Origin of the sequence: Brachybacterium squillarum M-6-3 (genome assembly GCF_000225825.1) — a bacterium.
Classification (GTDB): domain Bacteria; phylum Actinomycetota; class Actinomycetes; order Actinomycetales; family Dermabacteraceae; genus Brachybacterium; species Brachybacterium squillarum.
The window spans coordinates 366,974-390,377 of the sequence record NZ_AGBX01000006.1 but is presented as its reverse complement, the minus strand read 5'-3'; the positions used below and the strand labels follow the sequence as shown (position 1 = coordinate 390,377).

21 protein-coding genes and 1 pseudogene are annotated in these 23,404 nt (G+C 73.1%); 13 read left to right on the top strand and 9 right to left on the bottom strand.

Going from position 1 to position 23,404, the window contains the following annotated elements:
• Positions 1-153 precede the first annotated feature (153 nt).
• Positions 154-1,407: a hypothetical protein gene (locus OM98_RS09580; RefSeq protein ID WP_139017669.1), complete on the bottom strand. Its 1,254-nt coding sequence runs from the start codon at positions 1,405-1,407 to the stop codon at positions 154-156.
• A gap of 354 nt (positions 1,408-1,761) precedes the next feature.
• Here OM98_RS09580 and OM98_RS09575 point away from each other — a divergent pair, with 354 nt between their 5' ends.
• Positions 1,762-2,895 carry a polyprenyl synthetase family protein gene (locus OM98_RS09575; RefSeq protein ID WP_010534400.1) on the top strand — a complete coding sequence of 378 codons (1,134 nt, stop codon included), beginning with the start codon at positions 1,762-1,764 and terminating at the stop codon, positions 2,893-2,895.
• Between the two features lie 59 nt (positions 2,896-2,954).
• Here the strand turns inward: OM98_RS09575 and OM98_RS09570 are convergent, their stop codons facing one another.
• Positions 2,955-3,374, bottom strand: a complete 420-nt coding sequence (locus OM98_RS09570) for an Rv2175c family DNA-binding protein (RefSeq protein WP_010534399.1) — start codon at positions 3,372-3,374, stop codon at positions 2,955-2,957.
• Between the two features lie 139 nt (positions 3,375-3,513).
• On the opposite strand from OM98_RS09570, the gene pknB reads away from it, so the two are divergent.
• Positions 3,514-5,604, top strand: coding sequence for a Stk1 family PASTA domain-containing Ser/Thr kinase (pknB, locus tag OM98_RS09565; protein WP_050812666.1), 2,091 nt, complete (start codon positions 3,514-3,516; stop codon positions 5,602-5,604).
• An 85-nt stretch (positions 5,605-5,689) separates the two neighbouring features.
• Here pknB and OM98_RS09560 read toward each other — a convergent pair whose 3' ends face one another.
• Both OM98_RS09560 and OM98_RS09555 read right to left on the bottom strand, forming a co-directional pair.
• Positions 5,690-7,084, bottom strand: coding sequence for a class II 3-deoxy-7-phosphoheptulonate synthase (locus OM98_RS09560; RefSeq protein ID WP_010534397.1), 1,395 nt, complete (start codon positions 7,082-7,084; stop codon positions 5,690-5,692).
• A gap of 63 nt (positions 7,085-7,147) precedes the next feature.
• A complete protein-coding gene (locus OM98_RS09555) occupies positions 7,148-7,894 on the bottom strand; it encodes a lysophospholipid acyltransferase family protein (protein WP_010534396.1) in 747 nt (248 codons plus the stop codon).
• 120 nt (positions 7,895-8,014) lie between these two features.
• On the opposite strand from OM98_RS09555, the gene OM98_RS09550 reads away from it, so the two are divergent.
• The 4 genes and pseudogenes from OM98_RS09550 to OM98_RS16505 all read left to right on the top strand — a co-directional run.
• Positions 8,015-8,785 (top strand): alpha/beta hydrolase, encoded by a 771-nt coding sequence (locus OM98_RS09550; RefSeq protein WP_010534395.1) that lies wholly within the window; start codon positions 8,015-8,017, stop codon positions 8,783-8,785.
• A complete protein-coding gene (locus OM98_RS09545) occupies positions 8,785-9,294 on the top strand; it encodes a hypothetical protein (protein ID WP_010534394.1) in 510 nt (169 codons plus the stop codon). Before OM98_RS09550 ends, OM98_RS09545 begins: the two co-directional genes overlap by 1 nt.
• Positions 9,295-9,371: 77 nt before the next feature.
• Entirely contained in the window at positions 9,372-9,728 is a 357-nt protein-coding gene (locus tag OM98_RS09540) for a phospholipase D-like domain-containing protein (RefSeq protein ID WP_139017668.1), read from the top strand.
• A pseudogene (locus OM98_RS16505) lies at positions 9,725-10,084 on the top strand (phospholipase D-like domain-containing protein); the annotation flags it as partial. The gene OM98_RS09540 and the pseudogene OM98_RS16505, both read left to right, overlap by 4 nt.
• A 271-nt stretch (positions 10,085-10,355) precedes the next feature.
• Here the strand turns inward: OM98_RS16505 and OM98_RS09530 are convergent.
• Entirely contained in the window at positions 10,356-10,814 is a 459-nt protein-coding gene (locus OM98_RS09530) for a GNAT family N-acetyltransferase (RefSeq protein ID WP_010534391.1), read from the bottom strand.
• A 59-nt stretch (positions 10,815-10,873) separates the two neighbouring features.
• The gene (locus OM98_RS09525; protein ID WP_010534390.1) at positions 10,874-11,809 is read right to left on the bottom strand and encodes an ROK family protein; all 936 of its coding nucleotides are present in this window, start codon (positions 11,807-11,809) and stop codon (positions 10,874-10,876) included.
• 299 nt (positions 11,810-12,108) lie between these two features.
• Between OM98_RS09525 and OM98_RS09520 the strand changes: the two genes are divergently transcribed.
• From OM98_RS09520 to OM98_RS09510, 3 genes are all read left to right on the top strand, one after another.
• Positions 12,109-13,920 carry an AMP-dependent synthetase/ligase gene (locus tag OM98_RS09520; RefSeq protein WP_010534389.1) on the top strand — a complete coding sequence of 604 codons (1,812 nt, stop codon included), beginning with the start codon at positions 12,109-12,111 and terminating at the stop codon, positions 13,918-13,920.
• 79 nt (positions 13,921-13,999) lie between these two features.
• On the top strand, positions 14,000-15,691 hold the full coding sequence (locus OM98_RS09515; RefSeq protein ID WP_010534388.1) for a DEDD exonuclease domain-containing protein: 1,692 nt from the start codon (positions 14,000-14,002) through the stop codon (positions 15,689-15,691).
• A 51-nt stretch (positions 15,692-15,742) separates the two neighbouring features.
• A complete protein-coding gene (locus OM98_RS09510) occupies positions 15,743-16,024 on the top strand; it encodes an Lrp/AsnC family transcriptional regulator (RefSeq protein WP_010534387.1) in 282 nt (93 codons plus the stop codon).
• A 40-nt stretch (positions 16,025-16,064) separates the two neighbouring features.
• Here the strand turns inward: OM98_RS09510 and trpD are convergent, their stop codons facing one another.
• Positions 16,065-17,168 carry an anthranilate phosphoribosyltransferase gene (gene trpD, locus OM98_RS09505; RefSeq protein ID WP_010534386.1) on the bottom strand — a complete coding sequence of 368 codons (1,104 nt, stop codon included), beginning with the start codon at positions 17,166-17,168 and terminating at the stop codon, positions 16,065-16,067.
• 268 nt (positions 17,169-17,436) lie between these two features.
• Here trpD and ctaE point away from each other — a divergent pair, with 268 nt between their 5' ends.
• The 4 genes from ctaE (at position 17,437) to qcrB (ending at position 21,806) form a co-directional block, all read left to right on the top strand.
• Positions 17,437-18,168 (top strand): aa3-type cytochrome oxidase subunit III, encoded by a 732-nt coding sequence (gene ctaE / locus OM98_RS09500; RefSeq protein WP_010534385.1) that lies wholly within the window; start codon positions 17,437-17,439, stop codon positions 18,166-18,168.
• 88 nt (positions 18,169-18,256) lie between these two features.
• A complete protein-coding gene (gene qcrC, locus OM98_RS09495) occupies positions 18,257-19,057 on the top strand; it encodes a cytochrome bc1 complex diheme cytochrome c subunit (protein ID WP_029362794.1) in 801 nt (266 codons plus the stop codon).
• A gap of 8 nt (positions 19,058-19,065) precedes the next feature.
• On the top strand, positions 19,066-20,124 hold the full coding sequence (gene qcrA / locus OM98_RS09490) for a cytochrome bc1 complex Rieske iron-sulfur subunit (protein ID WP_010534383.1): 1,059 nt from the start codon (positions 19,066-19,068) through the stop codon (positions 20,122-20,124).
• Between the two features lie 8 nt (positions 20,125-20,132).
• Positions 20,133-21,806 (top strand): cytochrome bc1 complex cytochrome b subunit, encoded by a 1,674-nt coding sequence (gene qcrB, locus OM98_RS09485; RefSeq protein ID WP_033195158.1) that lies wholly within the window; start codon positions 20,133-20,135, stop codon positions 21,804-21,806.
• Positions 21,807-22,095: 289 nt separating this feature from the next.
• On the opposite strand, the gene OM98_RS09480 is transcribed toward qcrB, so the two are convergent.
• Positions 22,096-22,377, bottom strand: a complete 282-nt coding sequence (locus tag OM98_RS09480) for a hypothetical protein (RefSeq protein WP_010534381.1) — start codon at positions 22,375-22,377, stop codon at positions 22,096-22,098.
• 608 nt (positions 22,378-22,985) lie between these two features.
• Positions 22,986-23,402: a cytochrome c oxidase subunit 4 gene (locus OM98_RS09475; RefSeq protein ID WP_010534380.1), complete on the bottom strand. Its 417-nt coding sequence runs from the start codon at positions 23,400-23,402 to the stop codon at positions 22,986-22,988.
• Positions 23,403-23,404 lie beyond the last annotated feature (2 nt).

Below are 23,404 nucleotides of genomic sequence, written 5' to 3'. Positions count from 1 at the left end.
GGGGCGGGGCCCCCGGGGGGCGGGGGCGGCGCGGCGGACCCCGACACCGGGGTCCCCGCGGGGGAGGCCGGCGCAGGAACGGGGCGCGCGGGGCGGGTGGTGGTCACCGGTGTGCTCCTCCCACGGGTGGCCCCTGCTCCCTGCGCGGGGCGGTCAGCGACCGGGGCGCCAGGCGGGGGAGATCGGGGCGTCGATCAGGCGTGTGAGCAAGGGTGCCAGAGGGCAGCCGGGCTGGGCCTCCAGCAGCTCGTCCACGAGGTCCCCCGCGCTGGCGAAGCGATGGTTCCACCACTGCAGGAGGACCAGCACGGCGGTCAGGCCGCGCCAGGCGGAGTCCCCCGCCCCGGAGGCCGGCCCGGCGGGCGCCAGGGCGAGCTCCTCGCAGACCAGGCGGAGCCTCTCGAGGTCCCGGAACCAGTCCCCACCTGCACGGACGTCGGGATGCGGGACCATGTCGGGGTCGTCGACGAGGCGGTCCAGCAGCTCCTCGACGGGGGTCTCCTCCGCCCGACCGTGATCGACGCAGAGGGCGAACAGGCGCCAGTCGAGCGTGCCGATGCCGAGCAGCAGGATCAGCTCGGCGAGGGGTTCACAGTCCGTCACGGAGACCGCGGTGGAGCCCTTGTCATCGGCGACCGGACCGCCGGGTGCGGCGGCAGGACCGGCCCCGGCGAGGGGAGAGGGATCGGCGGTGCCGCCCCCGCCGAGGTCGACCACCCGGTGCAGCACCTCCCGCGCCGCCGCGAGGACGCGGGGCAGGTCCCGGGCCCGCTGCTCCTCGTCGGCGGCGCCGCGACCGATGGCGCGAGCGGCCGCCGGGAGTGAGGAGAGGGTCCCGTGCCCGGACAGGGAGGCGCCGAGGGCGCACAGCAGACGCTGCTCGGCCGGGCCCGGGTCTCCCTCGAGGACCTGCGCGACGGCCTGCCCCTCCAGCACGGCGTGGGCCGCGGCGGCGGTCTCCGCGCACGGGACCAGGGGGCAGAGGGGGGAGACAGCCACCTCCTCGCCGTCCCGGGTGAAGGCGCCGGGAAGCACCCGGTGCCCGACCCCGGCGCCGAGCACCCAGCAGGCGTCGACGGCGACGGGCTCGGGCAGCAGCTCGCGGGCGGAGCGCAGCAGCAGGGCACCGAGCATCGCCGCCGCCTCGCCCGGCAGACCGGGCGGGAGGTCGTCGTGGCCGTCGCCGAGCACGAACAGGGCCACGGCGCGCGGATGGCCGTGCTCGCGCACCGCCGTGAGGTGGTGCTCGACGTGCTCGGGGGCGGACGGCCCCGCGACGTGGCGCAGGTCGGTGCGGGAGAACAGCGGTCGACCCTCGCCGCCGTGCCCGATCAGCACCAGGCTGTCGCGCAGATCGGCGTGCATGGCCAGGCGCGACTCGGCCAGCAGCTCGGAGGGTTCGCCCACGCGGAGGACGCGGAGGCCGGCGGGGTCGGACGGGGCGGAGGGGTCAGAGGGTTCGGTGGGATCTGTGGGGTCGGTGGCGGCGGGTGCGGGGCGAGGTGCGGTCGTCATTCCCCGAGCCTTCCGTGCGGAGCCCGCCGGGACGAGGTCCGCGCCGCGACGGGGGATGGCCCCCGGTGGGGAGGGACCGCGCCTTCCTACGGCCACGGCACCGGGGGACCGCGGTGACGAGTCCGGGATGCCCGGGGCGATGGCGGGCGACGCGACGGGGTCGGTCGCCCCGACGTGGCAGCGGGCGGGGCCGGATGACCGTGAAAGGATCTCGGGACCCCTCCCCCGTCACCCCCTGGAGCCGTGATGACCCCCGCCGATCCCGCCACCTCCCCCGCCGCGGAGGCGCTCCGCCTGGACGCCGTCCTGCTCGCCCGCCTGGAGGCGGTGCGCGACCGGGAGCTGGCCGCGCGCCGGGCCGAGGTCGTCCGCATCGCGCCCGAGGCGGAGACCCTGGTGGACCGGCTCACGGAGTACCTGGACGGCGGGAAGCTGCTGCGGCCCCGCTTCGCCTTCCATGCCGCCGTCGCCGCGCTCGGCCGGGAGCCGGAGGACGCCGAGCTCGAGTCCCTGGCCTGCATCGGCACCGCGATCGAGCTCGTGCAGGCCGCCGCGCTCATGCACGACGACGTCATCGACCACTCGGATACCCGGCGCGGGCGGCCCGCGCTGCACGTGGCGGAGGCGGCGGACCACCGCGCGCAGGGCTGGGCCGGCAGCGCCGAGGACTTCGGTGCGGCCACCGCGATCGTGCTCGGCGACCTCACCCTCACCTGGGCAGAGCAGCTCGCGGCCACCGCGGGGCTCACGGGTTCCGGCCGAGCGGAGTTCGAGGCGCTGCGCAGCGAGGTGATGGTCGGGCAGTACCTGGACGTGCTCCATCAGGCCGGGGGCTTCGCCTCCCCCGCCTCCGCCGAGGAGGCGGCACTGGCCGTGATCCGGTGGAAGACCGTCCCCTACACGACGCAGCGACCGGTGCGGATCGGTGCCGCCGGCGTGGGCGCCCCGGCCGCCGTGGTGGACGGGCTCGATGCCTGGGCGGTCGAGATCGGCACCGCCTTCCAGCTCCGCGACGACCTGCTCAGCGTCGCCGGCGACACGGACGCGACCGGCAAGCCGCTGGGAGGGGACGTCACCGAGGGCAAGCGCACCGTGCTGCTGGCCCGCACCGAGGAGGCGAGCGACGCCGCCGGGCGCGCCCTGCTCGACCGGGTGGTCGGGGATCCGGATGCCTCCCCCGAGGACGTCGCCGCGGTGCAGCGACTGATGGTGGACACGGGCGCCGTCGCCTCCGTCGCCGCGCAGGTGCAGGAGCAGTCGGGGCGCGCCACGGCGATGCTCACCGGTCTCCCCGACCTCGGGGAGACCGGCCGTGCCGGGCTGCAGGCGCTCGCCGACCGGGCCACCGACGTCCGGGAGTTCCTGGACCCCCGGGGCTGATTCGGCGCCTCGGACCGGCCGGGCCCGAGGCGGACCTCAGCGGGCGGGAGGCCCGGTGCTCAGAAGGCCAGGGCGAGGGCGCGGCGGCGCACCTCTCCGCGCTGGCCGGCGCGGAGCTGGTCGATGGGGCGCCCCGGCAGGGTCTCGTCCTCGGTGAACAACCAGGTCAGCAGCTCCTCATCGGAGAAGCCGCCGTCGCGCAGCACCGTGAGGGTGCCGGCCAGATGCGGGATCAGCTCGCCCTCCAGCAGCATCTCCGCGGGCACCGAGCGCACCACGGGGGTGCCGCGGCGCACGGCCACGAGCTGACCGTCCTCGATCAGGCGGCGCACCTGGGAGACCTCGATCTCCATCTCGAGGGCCACGTCGGGCAGGGTCAGCCAGCTCCCGATCACGGCCTCGTAGGTCGGCGCGTCGGTGGGGTTGGGGGTGGGGGCGGCGTCCTCGGACGCGGGGGTCTGCGGGGTATCGGCGTTCACGCGCCCAGGGTGCCACGCGAGGGCCGGCGCAGGCACGTCCCCGCGGGCGCGCGGGCGGCGCGGGGAGACGGAGGCGACACGGCGTGTCGGGGCGCGACCTTCCGCGTCCGACTCGCCCGGCGCTCCTACAGTGGGCCTCGTGAGCCCGGCGACGTCGACTTCCCCCGACATCGACCAGCTCCTCGATCACCGCTATCGGGTCGAGGAGCTGATCGCGCGCGGCGGCATGGCCGCTGTGCACCGCGGCCACGACCAGCGACTGGATCGCGTCGTGGCCCTGAAGATCATGCATCCGCACCTCGCGGCCGACGAGGACTTCCGCCGCCGCTTCGGCCGGGAGGCCCGCGCCGCGGCGCGGCTGGCCCATCGCAACGTGGTCGGGGTCTTCGACCAGGGTGAGGACGAGGACCGCATCTACCTGGCCATGGAGCTGGTGGAGGGCCAGACCCTCCGGGCGCGGCTGCGCGAGCAGGGCCCCCTCTCGCTCGGCGAGACCCTCGACGTCACCGAGCAGGTGCTGCAGGCGCTGGTCGCCGCGCACGGCGCGGGGATCGTCCATCGCGACATCAAGCCCGAGAACATCCTGCTGGACCCCGAGGGCGTGGTGAAGGTGGCCGACTTCGGCCTGGCCCGCGCGATCGGCACCGCGAACTCCTCGGCCAGCGCCACCCTGCTGGGCACCGTCGCCTACATCAGCCCCGAGGTCGTCACCCGCGGGCAGAGCGACGAGCGCAGCGACCTGTACTCCCTCGGCGTGGTGCTGTTCGAGATGCTCACCGGGCGCCAGCCCTTCGTCGGCGAGCAGCCGGTGCACATCGCCTTCCAGCACGTCCACGACGACATCCCGGCTCCCTCCCGGCGCGCCGCGGGCGTCCCTCGCGAGCTGGACTCCCTGGTCACCTGGGCCGCCGCCCGCACCGTCGAGCACCGCCCACATTCCGCCGCGGAGCTGCTGCGCAGCGTCCGCGAGCTGCGGGCCGCCCTGCCCCAGGAGATGCTCGAGTCGCGGCCCGAGCCGCTGGACGCCGAGGAGATCGAGGCGCAGGACACCGGCGACGCCCCGCGCATCACCACCCGCATCGAGCGCGCCCTGGACGGGAAGGATGCCGACCCGCGCTCCTGGCCCGGGGTGCTCGGCGCCTCCGCGGCCGCCGCGGCCCTTCCCGGCGGAGCGACCGACGACGCCGCGCGCGACGCACCGTCCGACTCCCCCGACGCCGCATCCGGGGCCTCGACCGCCGACACGGAGGACGAGGACGGCGAGGGCACCCGCAGTGTGCAGGCCGCCGCACCGCGCAGCCGTCGCGGCCGTCACCTGCCCGAGGGCACCCGCCGCGGTTCCCGCCCCGTGGTGCTGCTGGCCACCGGCGCCCTGCTCGCGACCTTCGGCGCGGGCGCCTGGACCAGCGCCGACTGGTACCTGAACACCGGACCCGGCGCGGACCGCACCGTCCCCGTCCTCGCCGGCACCGAGCTGGCCGACGCCGAGGACGCCCTGGACTCCGAGGGCCTCGCCGTCTCCACCACCCAGCAGTACGACGACGAGGTGCCGGCCGGGCACGTCATCTCCTCCTCCCCCGGCTCCGGCACCGACGTGAAGAAGGGCGACGAGGTCGCCCTCGTCGTGTCCCGCGGCGAGGAGCTGTTCACCGTCCCCGACCTCACCGGCAGCGACGTCGGGGAGGCCGAGGCCTCCCTGTCCGAGCTCGGCCTGGTGCTGGTGGAGGACGACCCCGCCTACTCGGAGACCGTGCCCGCCGGGCAGGTCATCTCCCAGAGCCAGTCCGCCGACGCCCTGCCCGAGGGCGGGGAGGTCTCCGTGGTCGTCTCCCAGGGCCGGCAGCCGATCTCGATCCCCGATCAGACCGGTCGCGCCGAGGCGGATGCGAAGGCCTCCCTGGAGGACTCCGGCTTCACCGTCACCACCTCCTCGGAGCACTCCCCCGACGTGCCCAAGGGCGACGTGATCTCCCAGTCCCCCGGCTCGGGCAGCGGCTACCGCGGTGACACCGTCTCGATCGTGGTCTCGCAGGGCCCGGAGATGGCCACCGTCCCCGACGTCTTCAAGATGACCGAGGACGAGGCGCGGGCCGCGATGGAGTCGGCCGGCTTCGAGGTCGCCGTCGAGTACGACAACGAGGACCCGGTCTTCGGCCAGGTCTACGAGCAGTCCGCCGCGGCGGGCGACGAGCTCGCCAAGGGCTCCACGGTCACGTTGACCGTGTTCTGATCCCCTTTCCCCCGCGACCCCCGCAAAGGGACGGGCCCGGTCGACGCGAGGCGTCGGCCGGGCCCGTCCGTGGGCGGCGGTGTCCTCAGCGGCGGGAGAGCATCTCCGCCACCAGGAAGGCCAGCTCGAGGGACTGCTGGTGGTTCAGGCGCGGATCCACCAGGGTCTCGTAGCGGCGCTCGAGACCGGCCTCGTCGATGTGGCCGGAGCCACCGAGGACCTCGGTGACGTCGTCGCCGGTGAGCTCCATGTGCAGCCCGCCGGGCACGGTGCCGGCCGCCTGGTGCACCTCGAAGAAGCCGACGACCTCGTCGAGGATGTCCTCGAAGCGGCGGGTCTTGTAGCCGTTGGAGGAGGTGATGGTGTTGCCGTGCATCGGGTCGGTGACCCAGGTGACCTGGGCCCCGGCATCGCGTACGCCTTCCACCAGCGCAGGCAGGGACTCGCGGATGCGGGAGGCGCCCATGCGGGTGATGAAGGTGAGGCGGCCGGGCTCGCGCTCCGGGTCGAGTCGGTCGAGCAGGCGCAGGGCGTCGTCCACGGAGGCGTTCGGGCCGAGCTTGACCCCGATGGGGTTGCGCAGCTTGGCCATGAAGTCGACGTGGGCGCCGTCGAGCTGGCGGGTGCGCTCCCCGATCCACAGGAAGTGGCCGGAGCAGCCGTAGATCTCGCCGCTGCGGGAGTCGACGCGGGCCAGGGCCTCCTCGTAGTCCAGCAGCAGGGCCTCGTGGGAGGAGTAGAAGTCGACCACGGTGAGCTCGTCGAAGTCGGCGCCGATCGCGTCCATGAAGCGGATCGCCTTGTCGATCTGCGCGGCCAGCTCCTCGTAGCGGTCGTATCCCGGCCCGGCGGTGAAGCCGCGGTTCCAGGCGTGCACCTGGCGCAGGTCGGCGAAGCCGCCGCCGGTGAAGGCGCGCAGCAGGTTCAGGGTCGAGGCGCTGGTGTTGTACATCCGCAGCAGGCGCTCGGGGTCGGGCACGCGGGCGGCCTCGGTGAAGCCGAAGTCGTTGACGGCATCCCCGCGGTAGGTGGGCAGGGTGAGGCCGTCGCGGGTCTCCTCGTCGGCGGAGCGGGGCTTGGCGAACTGCCCGGCCATGCGCCCCATCTTCACCACGGGCACGGAGGCGCCGTAGGTCAGCACCGCGGACATCTGCAGGATGGTGCGGATCTTGTTGCGGATCCGGTCGGCGGTGGAGTCGGCGAAGGTCTCGGCGCAGTCCCCGCCCTGCAGCAGGAAGGCGTCACCGGTGGCCGCGGCGGCGAGCTTGGAGCGCAGCACGTCGACCTCCCCGGCGAAGACCAGGGGCGGGGCGCCGCGCAGCTGGGAGAACACGCGGGCGCGGGCGTCCTCGTCCGGCCAGGTGGGCTGCTGCACCCGGGGATAGTCCCGCCAGGCCCCGAGCGAGGCAAGACCCTCATGGGCCTCGGACAGGCTGAAGTCGTGGGCGCGGGCAGGAGCGACGGGGCTGAACTGGGTCACTCGGACAGGGTACTGATGATCCGGGGGTGCGGGTGCACGGTCCGGGCCCCGGACCGGCGCGGATCACGCCCCCGGGTCGGCCTCGGAGCTTGCGGACCGCCCCGTGCGTCGCGCGGAGCGCTGGGCCCGCAGGCGCCGCTTCACGTCGGCGGCGTACTCGTCCACCCGATCCTGCCCGGACAGTTCGGTGATCCGCTCCATCACGTGATCGGTCAGCGCCCGCAGCTGCTCCGCCTCGGAGGCCTCCGGCAGCGCGGCGACGACGGCCTCCGGATCGATGGGCTCCCCTACCCGTACCTCGATCCGGGGGTGACGGCGCGGCAGGTAGCGGCGACCCCGTTGGGCCTCGAAGCTGCCGACCATGCCGACCGGCACGATCGGCGCGCCGCCGGCGAGCGCGAACCGGGCCACGCCGGTCTTGCCGCGGTGCAGGCGCCCGTCGGGGCTGCGCGTGCCCTCGGGGTAGATGCCCAGCACCTTTCCCTCGGCGAGCACCGCGAGGCCCGCCTCGATCGCCGTGGAGGAGGCGGGGCCGCCGCTGCGGTCCACGGGCATCACGTGCAGGCCCCGCATGATGCGCGCGAAGAGCGCGTTGAACGGGTTGCCGCCGGTGAAGATATCGGACTTGCCGAGGAAGAAGACGGTGCGCTCGATGGAGGCCGGCAGGATCACGGTGTCCGAGTAGGCCAGGTGGTTCGAGGCCAGCACCACGGGGCCGTCCTCGGGGACGTGGTGGGCGCCGGTGAGGGCGGGGCGCCACACCGCGCGCATCAGCGCCCGCACCGGCGGTTTGGCGATCTCGTAGAGCACTCGGGTCCCCCTGGGGTCGTCGGGGGCGGCGGGCCGCCCTGGCGTCCCCCGCGGGGCCGCCGACGGGACCGGGCGGTGGACCGGGATGAACTGTACCGGTGCGAGTGCGACCATGTGCGCATGGCCTTCACCGCACGCTCCGCCCCCTACCGCGTCCACGACCGCACGTCGCCGCGGGGCGGTCTGCTGCTGTGCCACGGCTTCACGGGCTCCCCGCAGTCGCTGCGGCCCTGGGCCGAGGACCATGCCGCTCGCGGCTGGGCGGTGGAGCTGCCGCTGCTGCCCGGGCACGCCCGGACCTGGCAGGAGATGGCGCGCACCGACTGGACGGACTGGTACGGGCACCTGCGCGAGGCCGCGCTGGAGCTCTCGGAGCGCTACGGCCCCATCGCGATCGGTGGCCTGTCCATGGGCGGCGCCCTCACCCTCGCACTCGGGGAGGACCCGCGACTGCGGGGCCGGATCGCGGCCCTGGTGGCGGTGAACCCAGGGATGACCCTGCCGCCCGTGGCACGGTTCGGGCATCTGCTGTCGCGGGTGAGGCCGACGATGGCGGGTATCGCCGACGACGTCGCGAAGGAGGGAGTCCACGAGGAGGCCTACGACCGGATCCCGCTGCGCTCCGTGGGCGAGCTGCACCGACTGTTCAGCCGCACCCGTCGTCATCTGGATCGGGTGCAGGCACCGCTGTTGCTGGCCACCTCCGCCGTGGACCACACGGTCCCGCCGACGGACAGCGACATCGTCGCCGCCGGGGTGAGCGGACCGCTGGAGCGGCTGGCCCTGCCGGACAGCTACCACCTGGCGCCCCTGGACCACGACGCCGAGCGGCTGTTCGCGGCCTCCGCGCGGTTCCTGGACACCCACGTGCCCGCTCCGGAGGCCGTCTGATGGCCGCCACCCGACCCGAGCAGCACGACCCGCGGGACGTCGACGCCGAGTTCGCGCGGATGCTGCGGAGCGAGGGCATGTCCCTCAGCCCCGGGCAGGCGCCCCGCGAGCCGGCCGCGCCCGAGCCCGCGGACCGGGAGGACTGGGCCTCCTCCGGCGAATCCCCCGCCGGACCGCCCGACGAGGACGCCCGGGCCCGGGCCCGTGCCGCCCACCCCTCCGCGGGCGCCCGTGACGCCGCCCCGCACCCGGACGACGACGATCCCTTCCTGCCGCGGGAGTTCGTGCCCCCGGACCCGGATCTCCCGGAGGCCTCCTCCGGGACGCTGTGGTCCTGGGCGGCGCTGCTCGGCGGCCTGGTGCTGATGCTGGTGGTGGCCGTCTCGGCGACCCTGCCGATCTGGCTCGGCGGGCTCGGCGGCGTGGCCGCCGTCGGTGGCCTGGTCGCCCTGCTGTGGCGCGTGCCCCGCTCCCGCGACGACGACCGCGGCGACGGCGCCGAGGTCTGAGAACCACCCCCGTCCGGAAGGACCCCCGCATGGCCGAGTAGCCCGACCGCCTGGAGCTCACCCCCGACAGCTCCGCCGTGGAAACCGCGGCAGTGCTGAACCAGCGACCGACGGCGTTCCCTCCGCTGCCCGGCGGGCTCACCGCCCTGCACGGCGACTCCCGCGAGTCGATGGCGATGATGAGCGAGGCCGTCGACGAGGCCGCGCGCAGCGTGCACGTCGCGATCGACATCATGAGCCCGGACCCCTTCACCCGGCCCTTCGTCGACGCTCTCGGGCGGGCGGCCGGGCGCGGCGTGGACGTGCGGGTGGCCTGCACGGGTTCGATGAACATGATCGACCCGCACGACGAGAACCGCGGCAACGAGCGCTCCGGACGGCAGTGGGTCGACACCATGGGCCGCTACGAGGGCCCCACGACCCCGCCTCGATGACACAGATCGTCCCCTCCGGCCCCGCCTGCACCACGTTCCCGGACCTGCGGATGTTCACCTCCCTGGCCCACGGGGCGCGGCGCAGCATCCGCGTGGTCAGCCCCTACTCCGTGCCCGAGGAGTCGCTGCTGGGCGCCCTCACCGGGGCCGCCATCAGCGGGGTCGACGTCGAGGTGTACGTCAGCGAGGAGGCGGACCAGGCGATGGTCGACAACGCCCAGTCCTCCTACGACGAGCAGCTGTTGGAGGCCTGGGGGCGGACCGAGCAGTACCCGAAACCGGCGGTGCTGCACACCACGTGCATGATCGTGGACGAGGAGGCCGACGTGTTCGGCTCCTCGGACATGGACATCCGCTCCTTCGTACTGGACTTCGAGATCAGCGCCCTGACCACCGACGCCGCCTCGGTGCGGATGATCGCCGCGGTGGTCGGCGAGTACCGGGCACTGTCCCGCGTGCTGGACCCTCGGGCCTTCCGCCGTCGGCCCCTGCGTCGCCGCTGGACCGTGCCGTCGTCGTCGCGGCGCAGCACCTGCTTCAGCAAGCCGGGGCGGAGTTCGTTGATCTGCTGGCAGGGGGTGCGCAGCCCGGCCGCGGCGAGCGCGGTGAGCAGCTCGGCGTGGGTCATCACGGCCTCCCCGCCCGTTCCATGGCGGCCGGGTATCCGTCCGCCGTCAGGTCCAGCATCTCCGGCAGGCGGAAGCCGTGGCGCTCGTGGAGGGCGCGGCTCGCCGCCGTCGTCGCCTCGAGGTGCGCGGGAGCTCCGGGACGCCCCGGCAGGGCGCCGTCGATCCGGGCGAGGCGATGGCGCAGCAGGGCCGAGCCCACGCCTCGGCCGCGCGCGGCGGGGGCCACCGCATTTTGCCGAGGTACCGGTGCGGAGCTGTCGGACGGGCCTTCTCGAGCCCCCCCCTCGGCGAGGCACAGCCGGGGCCCCGCCTCGTACACGGTGGTCAGGCGCCGCTCCCGGTCGTGCGCCCCCGGGATCAGGACACCCACCACCGGGTCGTCGCGGAGCGCCCGCGCGATCATCCGGGCGGCCGCGGGCACGTCGGCCGGGACGCCGGGGACGATCTCGACGCCCACCCCGTTGCGGGTCGGTTCCCACGGTGATGCCGACAGGTGGACCCCGCTCCCCCTGCTGCTCAGCGCGCCAGGTCCGCCGCGCCGACGATGCCGGCGGTGTTCCCCATGCGGGCGAGGGCCCAGCTCGGCATGTCGCGGTGGCGGCCCGCGGTGACCTCCCGCTCGAAGCGCTGCCGGGCTGGCTCGACCAGCAGGTTGCCGGCGGCGGCCACGCCCCCGCCGACGACGACCACGTCGGGGTCCAGCAGCGCGGCGATGGAGGCGACGCCCACGCCCAGCCAGCTCCCGAGGTCGGCGATCAGGTCGATCGCGCCCGGGTCGCCCTCCTGGGCGAGGGTGGTGATGAGCGGACCGTCGATGTCCTTGCGTCGACCGCCGGCGGCGGCGACCAGCGGCTCCAGCAGCGGGTCCCCGGACTCGGCGCGGCGCTTGGCGGAGCGCACCAGCGCGGTGCCGGAGGTGTACTGCTCCAGACAGCCCCGCAGGCCGCAGCCGCACCACTGGCCGTCGGGCACGGCGATCATGTGGGCGATCTCCCCGGCGAAGCCGCCGGCCCCGCGGATCAGCTGTCCGTCCAGCACGATCGCGCCGCCGAGTCCGGTGCCGACGGTCAGCATCAACATGTGGGCGGCGTCGGTCGCGGCCCCGAAGCGGTACTCGGCCCAGCCCGCGGCGTTGGCGTCGTTCTCCACCACGACGGGGAGCCGGACCAGCTCCTCCAGCTCGGCGGCGAGCGCACGGTCTCGCCAGGCGAGGTTGGGGGCGAAGCGCACGGTGCGACGGTCGGCGTCGACGAAACCGGCCGCGCCCACGCCGACGCCGGCCACCTCGTGGTCGGCGGTCAGCTCGGCGACCGCGTCCGCGACGCCGGCCTCGATCAGCTCCGGGTCGGTGGCAGGGGTGCGGCGGGTGGTGGAGGCGACGATGCGCCCCTCCTCGTCGACCACGCCGACCGCGATCTTGGTGCCGCCGATGTCCACACCGATGGAGAGCATGCTGTCCGTCCTTGGGGTCGATTCCGTCGTCCCGGGCCCTCGTCCGCGGTGCGGGCCCGCTGTCGGCGACGAGGCGGAGGGTTCCGGGGTCGCAGCGGCCTGGGCTCGGGCTTCACCGCTGAGCGTGCGGCACCGAGGATCCGCCGTGACCGGTCCGTGACCGCTGAACCGCGCGCCACCTCGTCGTTCACCGCCATCCTAGGGGGCGCTGACGTAGAATCGCGCCGATACCCACCCGTGCTCCCGGGCAGGATTCCGCCCTGGCGGACGGCGCCCCGACCCGGATCGAAGGAGATTCGATGAAGCAGTTCGCGACGCCCGCTCAGCACCAGAGCCGCGAGGACGAGAACACCACCGACCTGCTGCTGGGCCGCCTGGCCGATTCGCGCGACGTACCGATCTTCGAGCGCGCCGACGCGAACGGCCGCTACGTGCCGATGACCACCGCCGCCTTCGTGGACGAGGTGAAGGCGCTCGCCAAGGGCCTGATCGCCTCCGGCGTCGAGTCCGGGGACGTCGTCGCCCTGCTCTCGCGCACCCGCTACGAGTGGGTGCTGGCCGACTACGCGATCTGGTTCGCCGGGGCCGTCTCGGTCCCGATCTACGAGACCTCCTCCCCCAGTCAGATCCAGTGGATCGCCTCCGACTCCGGGGCCCGCTTCGCGCTGGTCGAGGCGGACCGCCACCGGGAGGACATGGAGTCGGTGCGCGGGGAGCTGCCCGCCCTGGACCGGATCGGCGTGATCGAGGACGGCATCCTCGAGGAGCTCGTCGAGCGCGGCAACGACGTCAGCGACGAGGAGCTCGAGGCGCGTCGCACCTCCCGGACGCTCGCCGACGTCGCCACCATCATCTACACCTCCGGCACCACCGGCCGCCCCAAGGGCGCCGAGCTCACCCACGGCAACTTCGTGGACACCACCCGCAGCGCCGTGACCCTGCTGGGCGACAAGGTGCTGCCCCCGGGCTCGCGGCTGCTGATGTTCCTGCCGATGGCGCACGTCTTCGCCCGACTGATCACCGTGCTGGCCACCGCCTGGCCGGTCACGACCGCCTTCACCCCGGACACCAAGAACCTGCTGCCGGACCTGGAGGCCTTCAAGCCGACGTTCCTGCTGGCCGTGCCGCGCGTGTTCGAGAAGGTCTACAACGGGGCCGAGGCCAAGGCCATCGCCGGGGGGCGCGGAAAGATCTTCGCCGCCGCCGCGGACAACGCCATCGCGTACTCCCGCGCCACCACCGGCGGGGCGAAGGCGCCGCTGCTGCTGCGCGCCCAGCACGCCCTGTTCGACCGCCTGGTCTTCGCCAAGCTGCGCGCCGCGATGGGCGGGGACGTCCGCTACGCCGTCTCCGGCGGGGCGCCGCTCGGGACGCGCCTGGCACACTTCTTCCGCGGCATCGGGGTGACCGTGCTCGAGGGCTACGGCCTCACCGAGACCACCGCCCCCATCGGCGTGAACCTGCCCTGGAACGTCAAGCCCGGCACCGTCGGCCCGCCGCTGCCCGGTTCGGCCGTGCAGATCTCCGAGGACGGCGAGATCCTGGTCAAGGGCGTGATGGTCTTCGCCGGCTACCGCAACAACCCCGAGGCCACCGCCGAGTCGATCCAGGACGGCTGGTTCCACACCGGCGACCTCGGATCACTGGACGAGGACGGCTACCTCTCGATCACGGGCCGCAAGAAGGAGGTCATCGTGACCGCCGGCGGGAAGAACATCTCCCCTGCCCCGCTCGAGGACGCCCTGCGCTCGCACCCCCTGGTCAGCCAGAGCATCGTCACCGGCGACCAGAAGCCCTTCGTCGCCGCGATCCTCACCCTGGACGCGGAGATGCTGCCGACCTGGCTGACGAACAACGGCCTGCCGGAGATGACGGTGGCCGAGGCCGCCTCCGACGAGCGGGTGCGCGCCGAGCTGCAGGCGGCCGTGGACCGCGCCAACCAGCTCGTCTCCAAGGCCGAGTCGATCCGTGTGTTCGAGGTCATCGACACCGACTTCACCGAGGAGAACGGCTACCTCACGCCGTCCATGAAGCTCAAGCGCAACGTGGTCACCAAGGACTTCTCCGAGGTCATCGACAGGATCTACTCCTCCCCGAAGCCGCAGGGCTGAGACCCGACCCCGCACCCGGCGCCGAGGGACCGGCGGCCCGCGCCGCTGGTTCGTCGGGGCCGCGTCGTAGCCTGCCGACATGCCCGCCCGCCGCCAGCTGAGCTTCGACGACCTCGGCACCCCGCTCGCCGAGGCCACCCTGGTGGTGGTGGACCTCGAGACCACCGGCACCGACCCGCAGCAGGACGCCATCACCGAGATCGGCGCGGTGAAGGTGCGCGGCGGGGAGGTGATCGGCGAGTTCCGCACCTTCGTGGACCCGCGGCGCCCGATCCCCGCGTACATCGCCTCCCTCACGGGGATCACCGATGCGACGGTGCGCGACGCCCCCGAGATCGCGGTCGCGCTGCCGATGTTCCTGGACTTCCTGGGGGATGCGGCGGTGGTCGCCCACAACGCCCGCTTCGACATCGGCTTCCTCGCCGCGCAGGCCGCCCTGCTGGAGCTGCCCTGGGGCCGCCCGACGGTCCTGGACACCCTGGCGCTGGCCCGCACCGTGTTCCGCCGCGACGAGGTGCGCGACCACAAGCTCGGCACCCTCGCCGCCCACGTCGGCGCGGCCGTGACCCCCGACCACCGGGCCCTCTCCGACGCCCGCGCCACCGTGGACGTGCTGCACGCGATCATCGAACGGCTCGGCCCCGCCGCCGCCACCCTGGAGGACCTCTCCGGCGCGCACCGCCGCATCAGCCCCGTGCAGCGGCGCAAGCGGCACCTCGCCGAGACCGTGCCCTCGGTGCCCGGGGTCTACGAGTTCCAGGACGCCGCGGGCCAGGCGCTGTACGTCGGCACCTCCCGCAACCTGCGAAGCCGGGTGCGCACCTACTTCACCGCGGCGGAGACCCGCAGGCGGGTGCTGGACATGCTGCCTCGAGCCGAGCGGATCCAGGTGATCGAGTGCACCACCCCGCTGGAGGCCGCGGTGCGGGAGCTGCGCATCATCGCCGCGAAGCAGCCGCCCTCGAACCGTCACGGGCTGAAGCCCGAGAAGGCCCTGTGGCTGCGCCTGGGCAGCGGCCGGGAGGGGCTGCGGGCCGCCCGGATCGCCCGCGGCGAGGGCGACGGCTCCGCGCAGATCGGGCCGCTGGGCTCCCGCCACGACGTCGAGCCGATGCGGGCGCTGCTCACGGAGGCGGTGATGGGCCGCGGGGTCTCCTTCGAGCAGGGCCGCGGCACGGTGTCGGTCGAGGCGGGGCACCGGGCGCGGATCCGGCGCGCCCTGCTGGAGGACCCCACGGAGGTGCTGGACCACGTCGCCGGGCGGATGCGCCGGCACGTCGCGGCCGGGCGCTACGAGGAGGCGGAGAAGCTGCGGCGGACCGCCCTGGGGTACCTCGCCGCGGCCCGGCGGGCCAGCCGGCTGCGGGCGATCGCCTCCGTGGAGCTGCTGATCGCGGCCCGACCCAGCACCGACCCGGTGATCGGCGGGAGCGGCTGGGAGCTGCTGGCACTGCGGCACGGACGCTTCTCCGGCACCACCCTGGTGCCGCGCCGCGGGGACCCCCTGGCCGCCGCGCGGGCGCTGGCGATGACCGGGGAGGGCGAGGCGGAGCTCGCGGCCCCGCTGTGCCAGGGCTACCACCAGGAGGCGGAGCTGCTGCTGGGCTGGCTGGACGGCGAGGGGATGCGCACCGTGCTGGTCGAGGGCTCCTGGCGGATGCCCGCCCGCGCCCGCTTCACCCCCGAGCACCTGGCCGAGCGCTTCGCCCGCACCCAGCAGGCCGCCGCGGAGGCCGGGGTCGCCGACCTCGCGGAGGCCGCGGGGGCATAGGCTCGGGAGCGCCACCGACCCCGCGCCCCGGCGCCGCCCGAAGGAGAGCCCATGATCACCGCGATCGTCCTGATCGACGTCGAGTCCCGCCGCATCCCCGAGGTCGCCCAGGAGGTGGTCGACATCGCCGGGGTCGAGCAGGTGCACTCCGTGACCGGCGACGCCGACCTCATCGCCGTGGTCGCGGTGCGTCGTCACGAGGACCTCGCCGAGGTGATCGCGGACCGGATCGGGAAGGTGGAGGGCGTGCTGGACACCCGCACCAACATCGCCTTCCGCACCTACTCCAAGCGCGACCTCGACGTCGCCTTCGACCTCGGCCTCGACGGCTGAGACCCTCGCCCCGCGGCGGGGACCGGCCCCGCCGCGGGGATCAGCCCGCGGCCCGCTGCGAGGCGGCCGCCCAGCGCTCGACCAGCGCCGCGGGGCCGCCTGCGTCCAGCGCCTCGCCCGCCAAGGCGAAGGCCGCGGCGTAGCGCTCCTCGAAGGAACCCTCCGTCGTCGCCGCGGGCGCGGGCGTCTCCCCCGGACCGGCGGGGATGCCGTCGTGGGCGAGGATCCCCGCGGCGGCGTTCAGCTGCACGGCGTCTCGGATCGGTCCCATCCGGCCCTCCCGATCCCCCGCAAAGAGATCGCGGGCCACCTGTGCGTTCTCCTCGGCGGTGCCGCCCCGCAGGGCTTCCCAGCCGGCCCGCGGCACGCCCAGCAGCGCCTCCGGGTCCAGCACGTGCCGGACGACCTCGCCGCCGGCGACCTCCCAGACGTCCGAGGGGGCGGCGACGCTCAGCTCGTCCAGGCCGTCCTGCCCGCGGAACACCAGCGCCGAGGCCCCGCGCTCGGCGAACACGCCGGCCACGATCGGCGCGACCGCGGGGTCCGCGACCCCGACCGCGCTCGCGCGAGGTCGGGCGGGGTTGGTGATCGGGCCCAGGATGTTCATCACCGTGGGCACCCCCAGCCCCTTGCGCGCCTCGGCCGCGAAACGCATCGACGGATGGAACACCTGCGCGAACAGGAAGGTCATCCCGACCTCCGCCACCAGCGCCTCGACCTGCTCCACCGGCAGGTCCAGCCGCACCCCGAGCGCCTCGAGCACGTCGGCGGACCCGGAGGCGGAGCTGGAGGCGCGGTTGCCGTGCTTGACCACCGTGCGCCCGGTGGAGGCGATCACCATCGCGGCCATCGTGGAGATGTTCACCGTGTGGGCGAGGTCTCCGCCGGTGCCGACGATGTCCACCGCGCGGGAGGGGGCGCGGACCTCACGGGCGTGGGTGACCATCACCTCGGCCAGCGCCGCCAGCTCCGCACTGGTGACGCCCTTGGCCTGCAGGGCCACCAGGAAGCCGGCCAGCTGCACGGCCGTGGCCTGGCCCGACATGACCTCGTCCATCGCCCAGGCGGCCGTCCGCGACGGCAGGTCCTCCCCGCGCACCAGGGACTGCGTGATCCGGGGCCAGCTGGGGGTGTTCTCGCTCATGGGCCGATCCTCCCACCCGCGGCCGGACGGGCGGTCGGGATGGTCACGGAACGGATCACGGTCGCATCACGACCCGCACGCGCGGAGCCGTGACCGGGCACGGGGGCCCGAACCGGCCCGCCACCAGGACCGTCGGGTGCGTGTCTGGGTTCGTGACAGGGCGTCAGGAGCGATATGCTGGCCGAGTCCGCCCGGGGCAGTGCCCTGCGGGGTGCTCGGAAGTCGTGAACCGAGCACGCCGAATCTGACGACACGACATAATGGTGACGTGAGTACTGCGACCCTGTCTGAGCGCCCCGCCGCCGCGGCCCCCGCGGTCGGCCGCCCCAACCCGACGCAGATCGGCACGATCGTCTGGCTCTCCAGCGAGCTGATGTTCTTCGGCGGCCTGTTCGCCATGTTCTTCACCCTGCGCTCGATGGTGCCGGAGGTCTTCGCCGACGGCGAGTCCAACTTCACCCACGGCTTCGCGATGCTCAACACCGCGATCCTGGTCGCGAGCTCCTTCACCTGCCAGATGGGTGTGTTCATGGCCGAGGGTCGGCTGCCCGGCGGCCGCGTCTTCGCCCCCCGCAAGCACCGCACCGGCTCGATCCTCAACGTGGGCGGCTGGGGCACCGTGGAATGGTTCACCCTCACCTTCGTGATGGGCGCGATCTTCCTCTCCGGCCAGGCCTACGAGTACACCGAGCTCGTCCACCACGGGGTGACGCTCTCCTCCTCGCCCTTCGGCTCGGTCTTCTACCTCTCCACCGGCTTCCACGGTCTGCACGTGCTCGGCGGCCTCGTCGCCTTCCTCCTCGTGCTCACCCGCATCTTCTCCGCCAAGGAGTTCACCCAGCACGAGCAGATCTCCGTGATCTGCCTGTCCTACTACTGGCACTTCGTGGACGTGGTCTGGATCGGCCTGTTCTTCATCGTCTACCTGCTGGACCCGATGATGACCCTGATCAACCCCGAGCACGTGATCCCGGTCGACTTCGTCTGGCACATCTTCTGATCGGTCCCGACGGCTTCCCGGCCGCCCGCGGATCGCGCACCCCGTCCCTCTTCCCCGACCGTCCCCTCCACGAATCGAGGTTCGAACCGTGAAGGCACTCGCCGCACGTCGCCATCATCCGATGGCTCTACTCGTGATACTGCTGCTCGCGCTCGTCGCGACCGGCGGGCTGTACGTCGCGTTCCAGCCCCGCGACGCCCAGGCCGAGGCCTACACCGAGGAGGATGTCCAGGCGGGCGAGGCGCTGTTCCTCGCCAACTGCGCCACCTGCCACGGCCGCAACGCCGAGGGCCTCACCGACTCCGAGGGCAACACCCTCGGGCCGTCGCTGATCGGCGTCGGCGCCGCCGCCGTCGACTTCCAGGTCGGCACCGGCCGGATGCCGATGCAGGCCTCCGGCCCCCAGGCCCAGGGCAAGCCCGCCCAGATGGACGAGGAGCAGACCCGGCAGCTCGCCGCGTACGTCGCCTCGCTGGGCCCGGGCCCCTCGGTCCCCGATGAGGAGGCCCTCGACACCTCCCTGGGCGACGCCGAGGCCGGCGGCGAGATCTTCCGCGTCAACTGCGCCATGTGCCACAACGCGGCGGGCGCCGGCGGCGCCCTCACCCGCGGCAAGTACGCGCCCGCCCTGACCGGCGTCGAGCCCAGGCACGTCTACCAGGCCATGGCGACCGGCCCGCAGAACATGCCCGTCTTCAACGACACCAACCTCTCCCCCGAGGACAAGCGCGACGTCATCACCTACCTCGAGTCCCTCGAGGAGACCGGCTCCCCCGGCGGCATCTCCCTGGGCTCGCTCGGTCCCGTGACCGAGGGCCTGTACGCGTGGACCATCATCCTCACCCTCCTCACCGGCTGCGCCGTGTGGCTGGGGGCGAAGGCGAAGTGAGCAGCGGCATGAACCAGAACCTCGACGGCAGCTTCCCCGCCCGCGGCGTGAGCGCGATCGCCCCCAAGGAGGACGGCGGCTTCCCGAACCCGGGCCTGCCCCCGCACGTCCACCGCCAGGCCGACATCGACCCGAAGGCCGAGAAGCGCGCCGAGCGCATCGTGGCCGCCATGTTCGGCATCTCGGTGATCGGCACCGCGATCTTCATCGCGTCCTACTTCGTGGTCACCCCGACCGGCACCAACCTGTTCGCGGAGACCGGCTCGACCAGCGCCCTGTGGTGGTCGAACCTCATCACGGGCCTCGGCCTCGCCATCGCCGTGTTCTTCATCGGCGCCGCCGCCGTGCACTGGGCCAAGACCCTCATGCCCGACGAGGAGATGGTCGAGGAACGTCACGAGCTCAAGGGCAGCGAGGAGACCCGCGCCGCCGCGGTCGGCATCCTCACCGAGGGCATCCAGGAGGCCGGCATCGGCCGTCGCCCCCTGATCGTCACCTCGATGGTGGCCGCCCTGGTGGCGCTGCCCATCGCGATCCTGGCGCCGCTGTCCACGCTGGGCCCGCTGCCCGGCAACAAGCTGCACCACACCTTCTGGCGGGCCGGCATGCGCCTGGCCCGGGACCACGACGGCACCCCCATCCGCGCCGCGGACGTGGCCATGAACTCGATCTTCCACGTCATGCCGGAGGAGCTCACCCACGAGACCCCGCACTACCTGGAGGAGCGGGCCAAGGCGGCCACGGTGATCGTGCGCATCGACCCCGCGCTGGGGCAGAACGAGGAGAGCCTGGCCAACGGCTACGAAGGCATCCTGGCCTTCTCCAAGATCTGCACCCACGTCGGCTGCCCGGTGGCGCTGTACGAGCAGCAGACCCACCACATGCTGTGCCCCTGTCACCAGTCCACCTTCGACGTCACCGACGGCGCCAAGGTGATCTTCGGTCCGGCGCACCGTCCCCTCCCCCAGCTCCCCATCGAGGTCGACGCGGAAGGCTACCTGGTGGCCACCGGTGACTTCCCGGAGCCGATCGGTCCCAGCTTCTGGGAAATGTACAAGGAGAAGTGATCACGACGATGACCACGACTTCCGATTCCCGCACCACCGGCACCGGGGAGAAGAACGGCCGCATGATGAAGCTCGGCGCGGTCGGCGGCGACTGGCTGGACCAGCGCGTCGGCGGCGCCGGCCTGGTGAAGTTCTTCGCCCGCAAGATCTTCCCCGACCACTGGTCGTTCATGTTCGGCGAGGTGGCGCTGTACAGCTTCGTCATCCTGCTGATCTCCGGCACGTTCCTCACGATGTTCTTCGTGCCCTCGATGGACGAGGTCGTCTACGACGGCCCCTACGAGGCGCTGCAGGGCGCGGAGGTCTCCCGGGCCTTCGCCTCCACCATGTACATCTCCTTCGAGCTGCGCGGCGGCCTGCTGTTCCGGCAGATGCACCACTGGGCGGCCCTGGTGTTCATGGTCGCGATCTTCGTGCACATGTTCCGCGTGTTCTTCACCGGCGCCTTCCGCAAGCCGCGCGAGCTGAACTGGCTGGTCGGCTTCTCCCTGATGGTGCTGGGCATGGTCGCCGGTTTCACCGGCTACTCCCTCCCCGACGACGTGCTCTCCGGCAACGGCCTGCGCGTGATCGACGGCCTGATGAAGGCCATTCCGATCATCGGCACCTATCTGTCGATGCTGCTGTTCGGCGGCGAGTTCCCGGGCACCGACATCATCCCGCGCCTGTTCACCATCCACATCCTGCTGGTCCCGGCCGCGATCCTGGGCCTGATCGCCATCCACCTGGTGATGCTGGTGGCCCACAAGCACACCCACTACCCCGGGCCCGGTCGCACCGACCGCAACGTGGTCGGCTTCCCGCTGTTCCCGGTGTACACCGCGAAGGCCGGCGGCTTCTTCTTCCTGGTCTTCGGCATCATCACCCTGATCTCGGCGACCACCGCGATCAACGCGATCTGGGTGTACGGCCCCTACGACCCCTCCCCCGTGTCCGCGGGCTCCCAGCCCGACTGGTACATGCTGTGGACGGACGGCGGCCTGCGCCTCATGCCCGGCTGGGAGTTCACGGTCTTCGGCTACGTGATCTCCCTGAACATGCTGATCCCCTTCGCCGTCTACGGCGGGCTGCTGGCCTTCCTGGCCCTGTACCCGTTCCTCGAGGCCTGGGTGACCGGCGACGACCGCGAGCACCACGTGCTGGACCTGCCCTACAACACCCCGGTGCGCACCGGCATCGGCGTGGCCTGGATCAGCGTCTACCTGATCCTGGCGCTCGGCGCGACGAACGACCTCATCGCGCTGAAGCTGCAGCTGTCGATCAACGACCTCACCTGGCTGTTCCGGATCGGCATCTTCGTCGCCCCGGTGCTGCTGTTCTGGATCACCAAGCGCGTGTGCCTCTCCCTGCAGCGGCAGAAGCGCAACACGGTCCTGCACGGCGAGGAGACGTCCCGCGTGGTCCGCACCGAGAGCGGCGAGATGCTGGAGATCCACGAGCCGCTGAACGAGTACGACCGCTGGGTCCTGGTGCAGCACGACGACTACCGTCCGCTGAAGGCCGGCAACGGGGTCTCCTCGCTGCGGGCCAAGGCCACCTCGTTCTTCTTCAAGGACCGCATCGAGCCCGTCACCCCGACCGAGCTGCGCGAGGCCATGGAGCACGCCGGCCACGAGAAGCACGTCATCGACGAGGCCACCGGCGGCGACTACCGCATCCCGGCGGAGAAGGCGCACCACTGACGCCCCTCTCCCCCACCGGAGCCTGAGCAGCGCCCCGGGAGACCCTCACCGGTCTCCCGGGGCGCTTCTCCGTGCCGTGCTGTGTGCGCGCAGGACAGGGCGCTGCCGCACACGGAGATGATGTCCGGATACCGTCCAGCTGAGTGGAAGTTCCCCGGACGGGGCTGTACTCGTCGCGCTCCGGGACGGTCTGCTCACCACGCCCATCGGCGCCGCACGCGCAGGCGGGGCGGCCGACGCCCCCGTCGGCGTCCGAGGCCTCAGCGGCCTCAGGGAGGCTCAGGGAGGCTCAGTGCAGCAGCGGGCTGCGACGGCGGGGCGGCTCGCTGCCGTCCTTGCGTCCGGCGGCCAGCTCGACGAGGTAGCGGGCGGTGACGCGGCCCAGGCGCGGGTCCGCGTGGCGCAATGCGCGCGCGGCGGCCATGGGCCGGGTCCCGGCATCGATGCGGAACTCCCGGAGCACGTCGCGGGCCCAGAGCCGGGCGGCTGCGAAGGGATCGGCGTCCTCGCCATAGAGACGGCGCAGCTGCCCCTGGGCGCGCTGCTCGGGCTGCTTCCACGGACCGATCATCACGTACTCCCTTCCCCTGTCCCGTGCACGGTGGCGGAGACGGCGGCCTCGCCGCGTCCTCCCCTCCCCTGCCCCGTGCCCGTGCGTGAGCCGGAATTCCGCGGGGAGGTTCCCGTGTTCCCGAGACTACCCCTGCGGACCACGCGAAACGGACTCCTCGGACCGACCGCTCGGGTCGCCGTCCCGAGCGGGCCGATGGGCCCCTGCACCGTGGACACGGCGAGGAGATGCTCGAACGCAGCAACCCGACGCGCGACAACCAGCACCCGACACCCGGTGGCGGCCGCTGACCCATTCCCCGCCATCTACGCGTCTTACCGTACGCTTGAGTGGATACAGCCTCATTCGTGAGTGCGAGGTGTTCGCGTTCCGAGCCGGGCACTCCCGACAGGACGTCATGACCCGTATCCGCGCCCCCTCCCATCACCTCCGTGCGGGTATGGCCTCGGGGGCGTCACGTTCGCGTCGGATGGACCTCGTTCATCCAGCACAAGCGTGTCACGCACCGGAGCCGAAGCGACGGGGACCCTTGCGAGCCCATCCCGGCGACGAACAGCGCACGGCCCCGCCTCCCGGAAGGGAGACGGGGCCGTGAGACGTGTCGGGGATCAGTGCTGGTGCTGCCCCGTGGAGAACTCGAGCACCCAGCCGATGATGCCGAAGAACGCGAGGATGAAGCCCAGGGCGAAGATCCACCAGCCGGCGGCGACACCCAGGAAGCAGAGCGCGGCGCCCGCGGCGGCCCACAGGGGCCACCAGCTGTAGGGGGCGAAGCTGCCCTGCACGCCGGCCTCGTCCTCGACCTCGGCGTGGAGGTTGTCCTCCGGCCGGTCCGGGTGGGCCTTGACGTTCATCGACAGGTAGATGGCGATCATCAGCGCCAGGCCGCCGGCGCCCAGGATCGCGGCGAAGCCCACGGGCTCGATGCCCATCGGCTCGTTGCGGCCGGTGATGATGCCGTAGGCGATCCCGACCACCACGAAGAAGGCGGAGAGGATGTAGAAGATCCGAGCGGTGCTCTTCATGG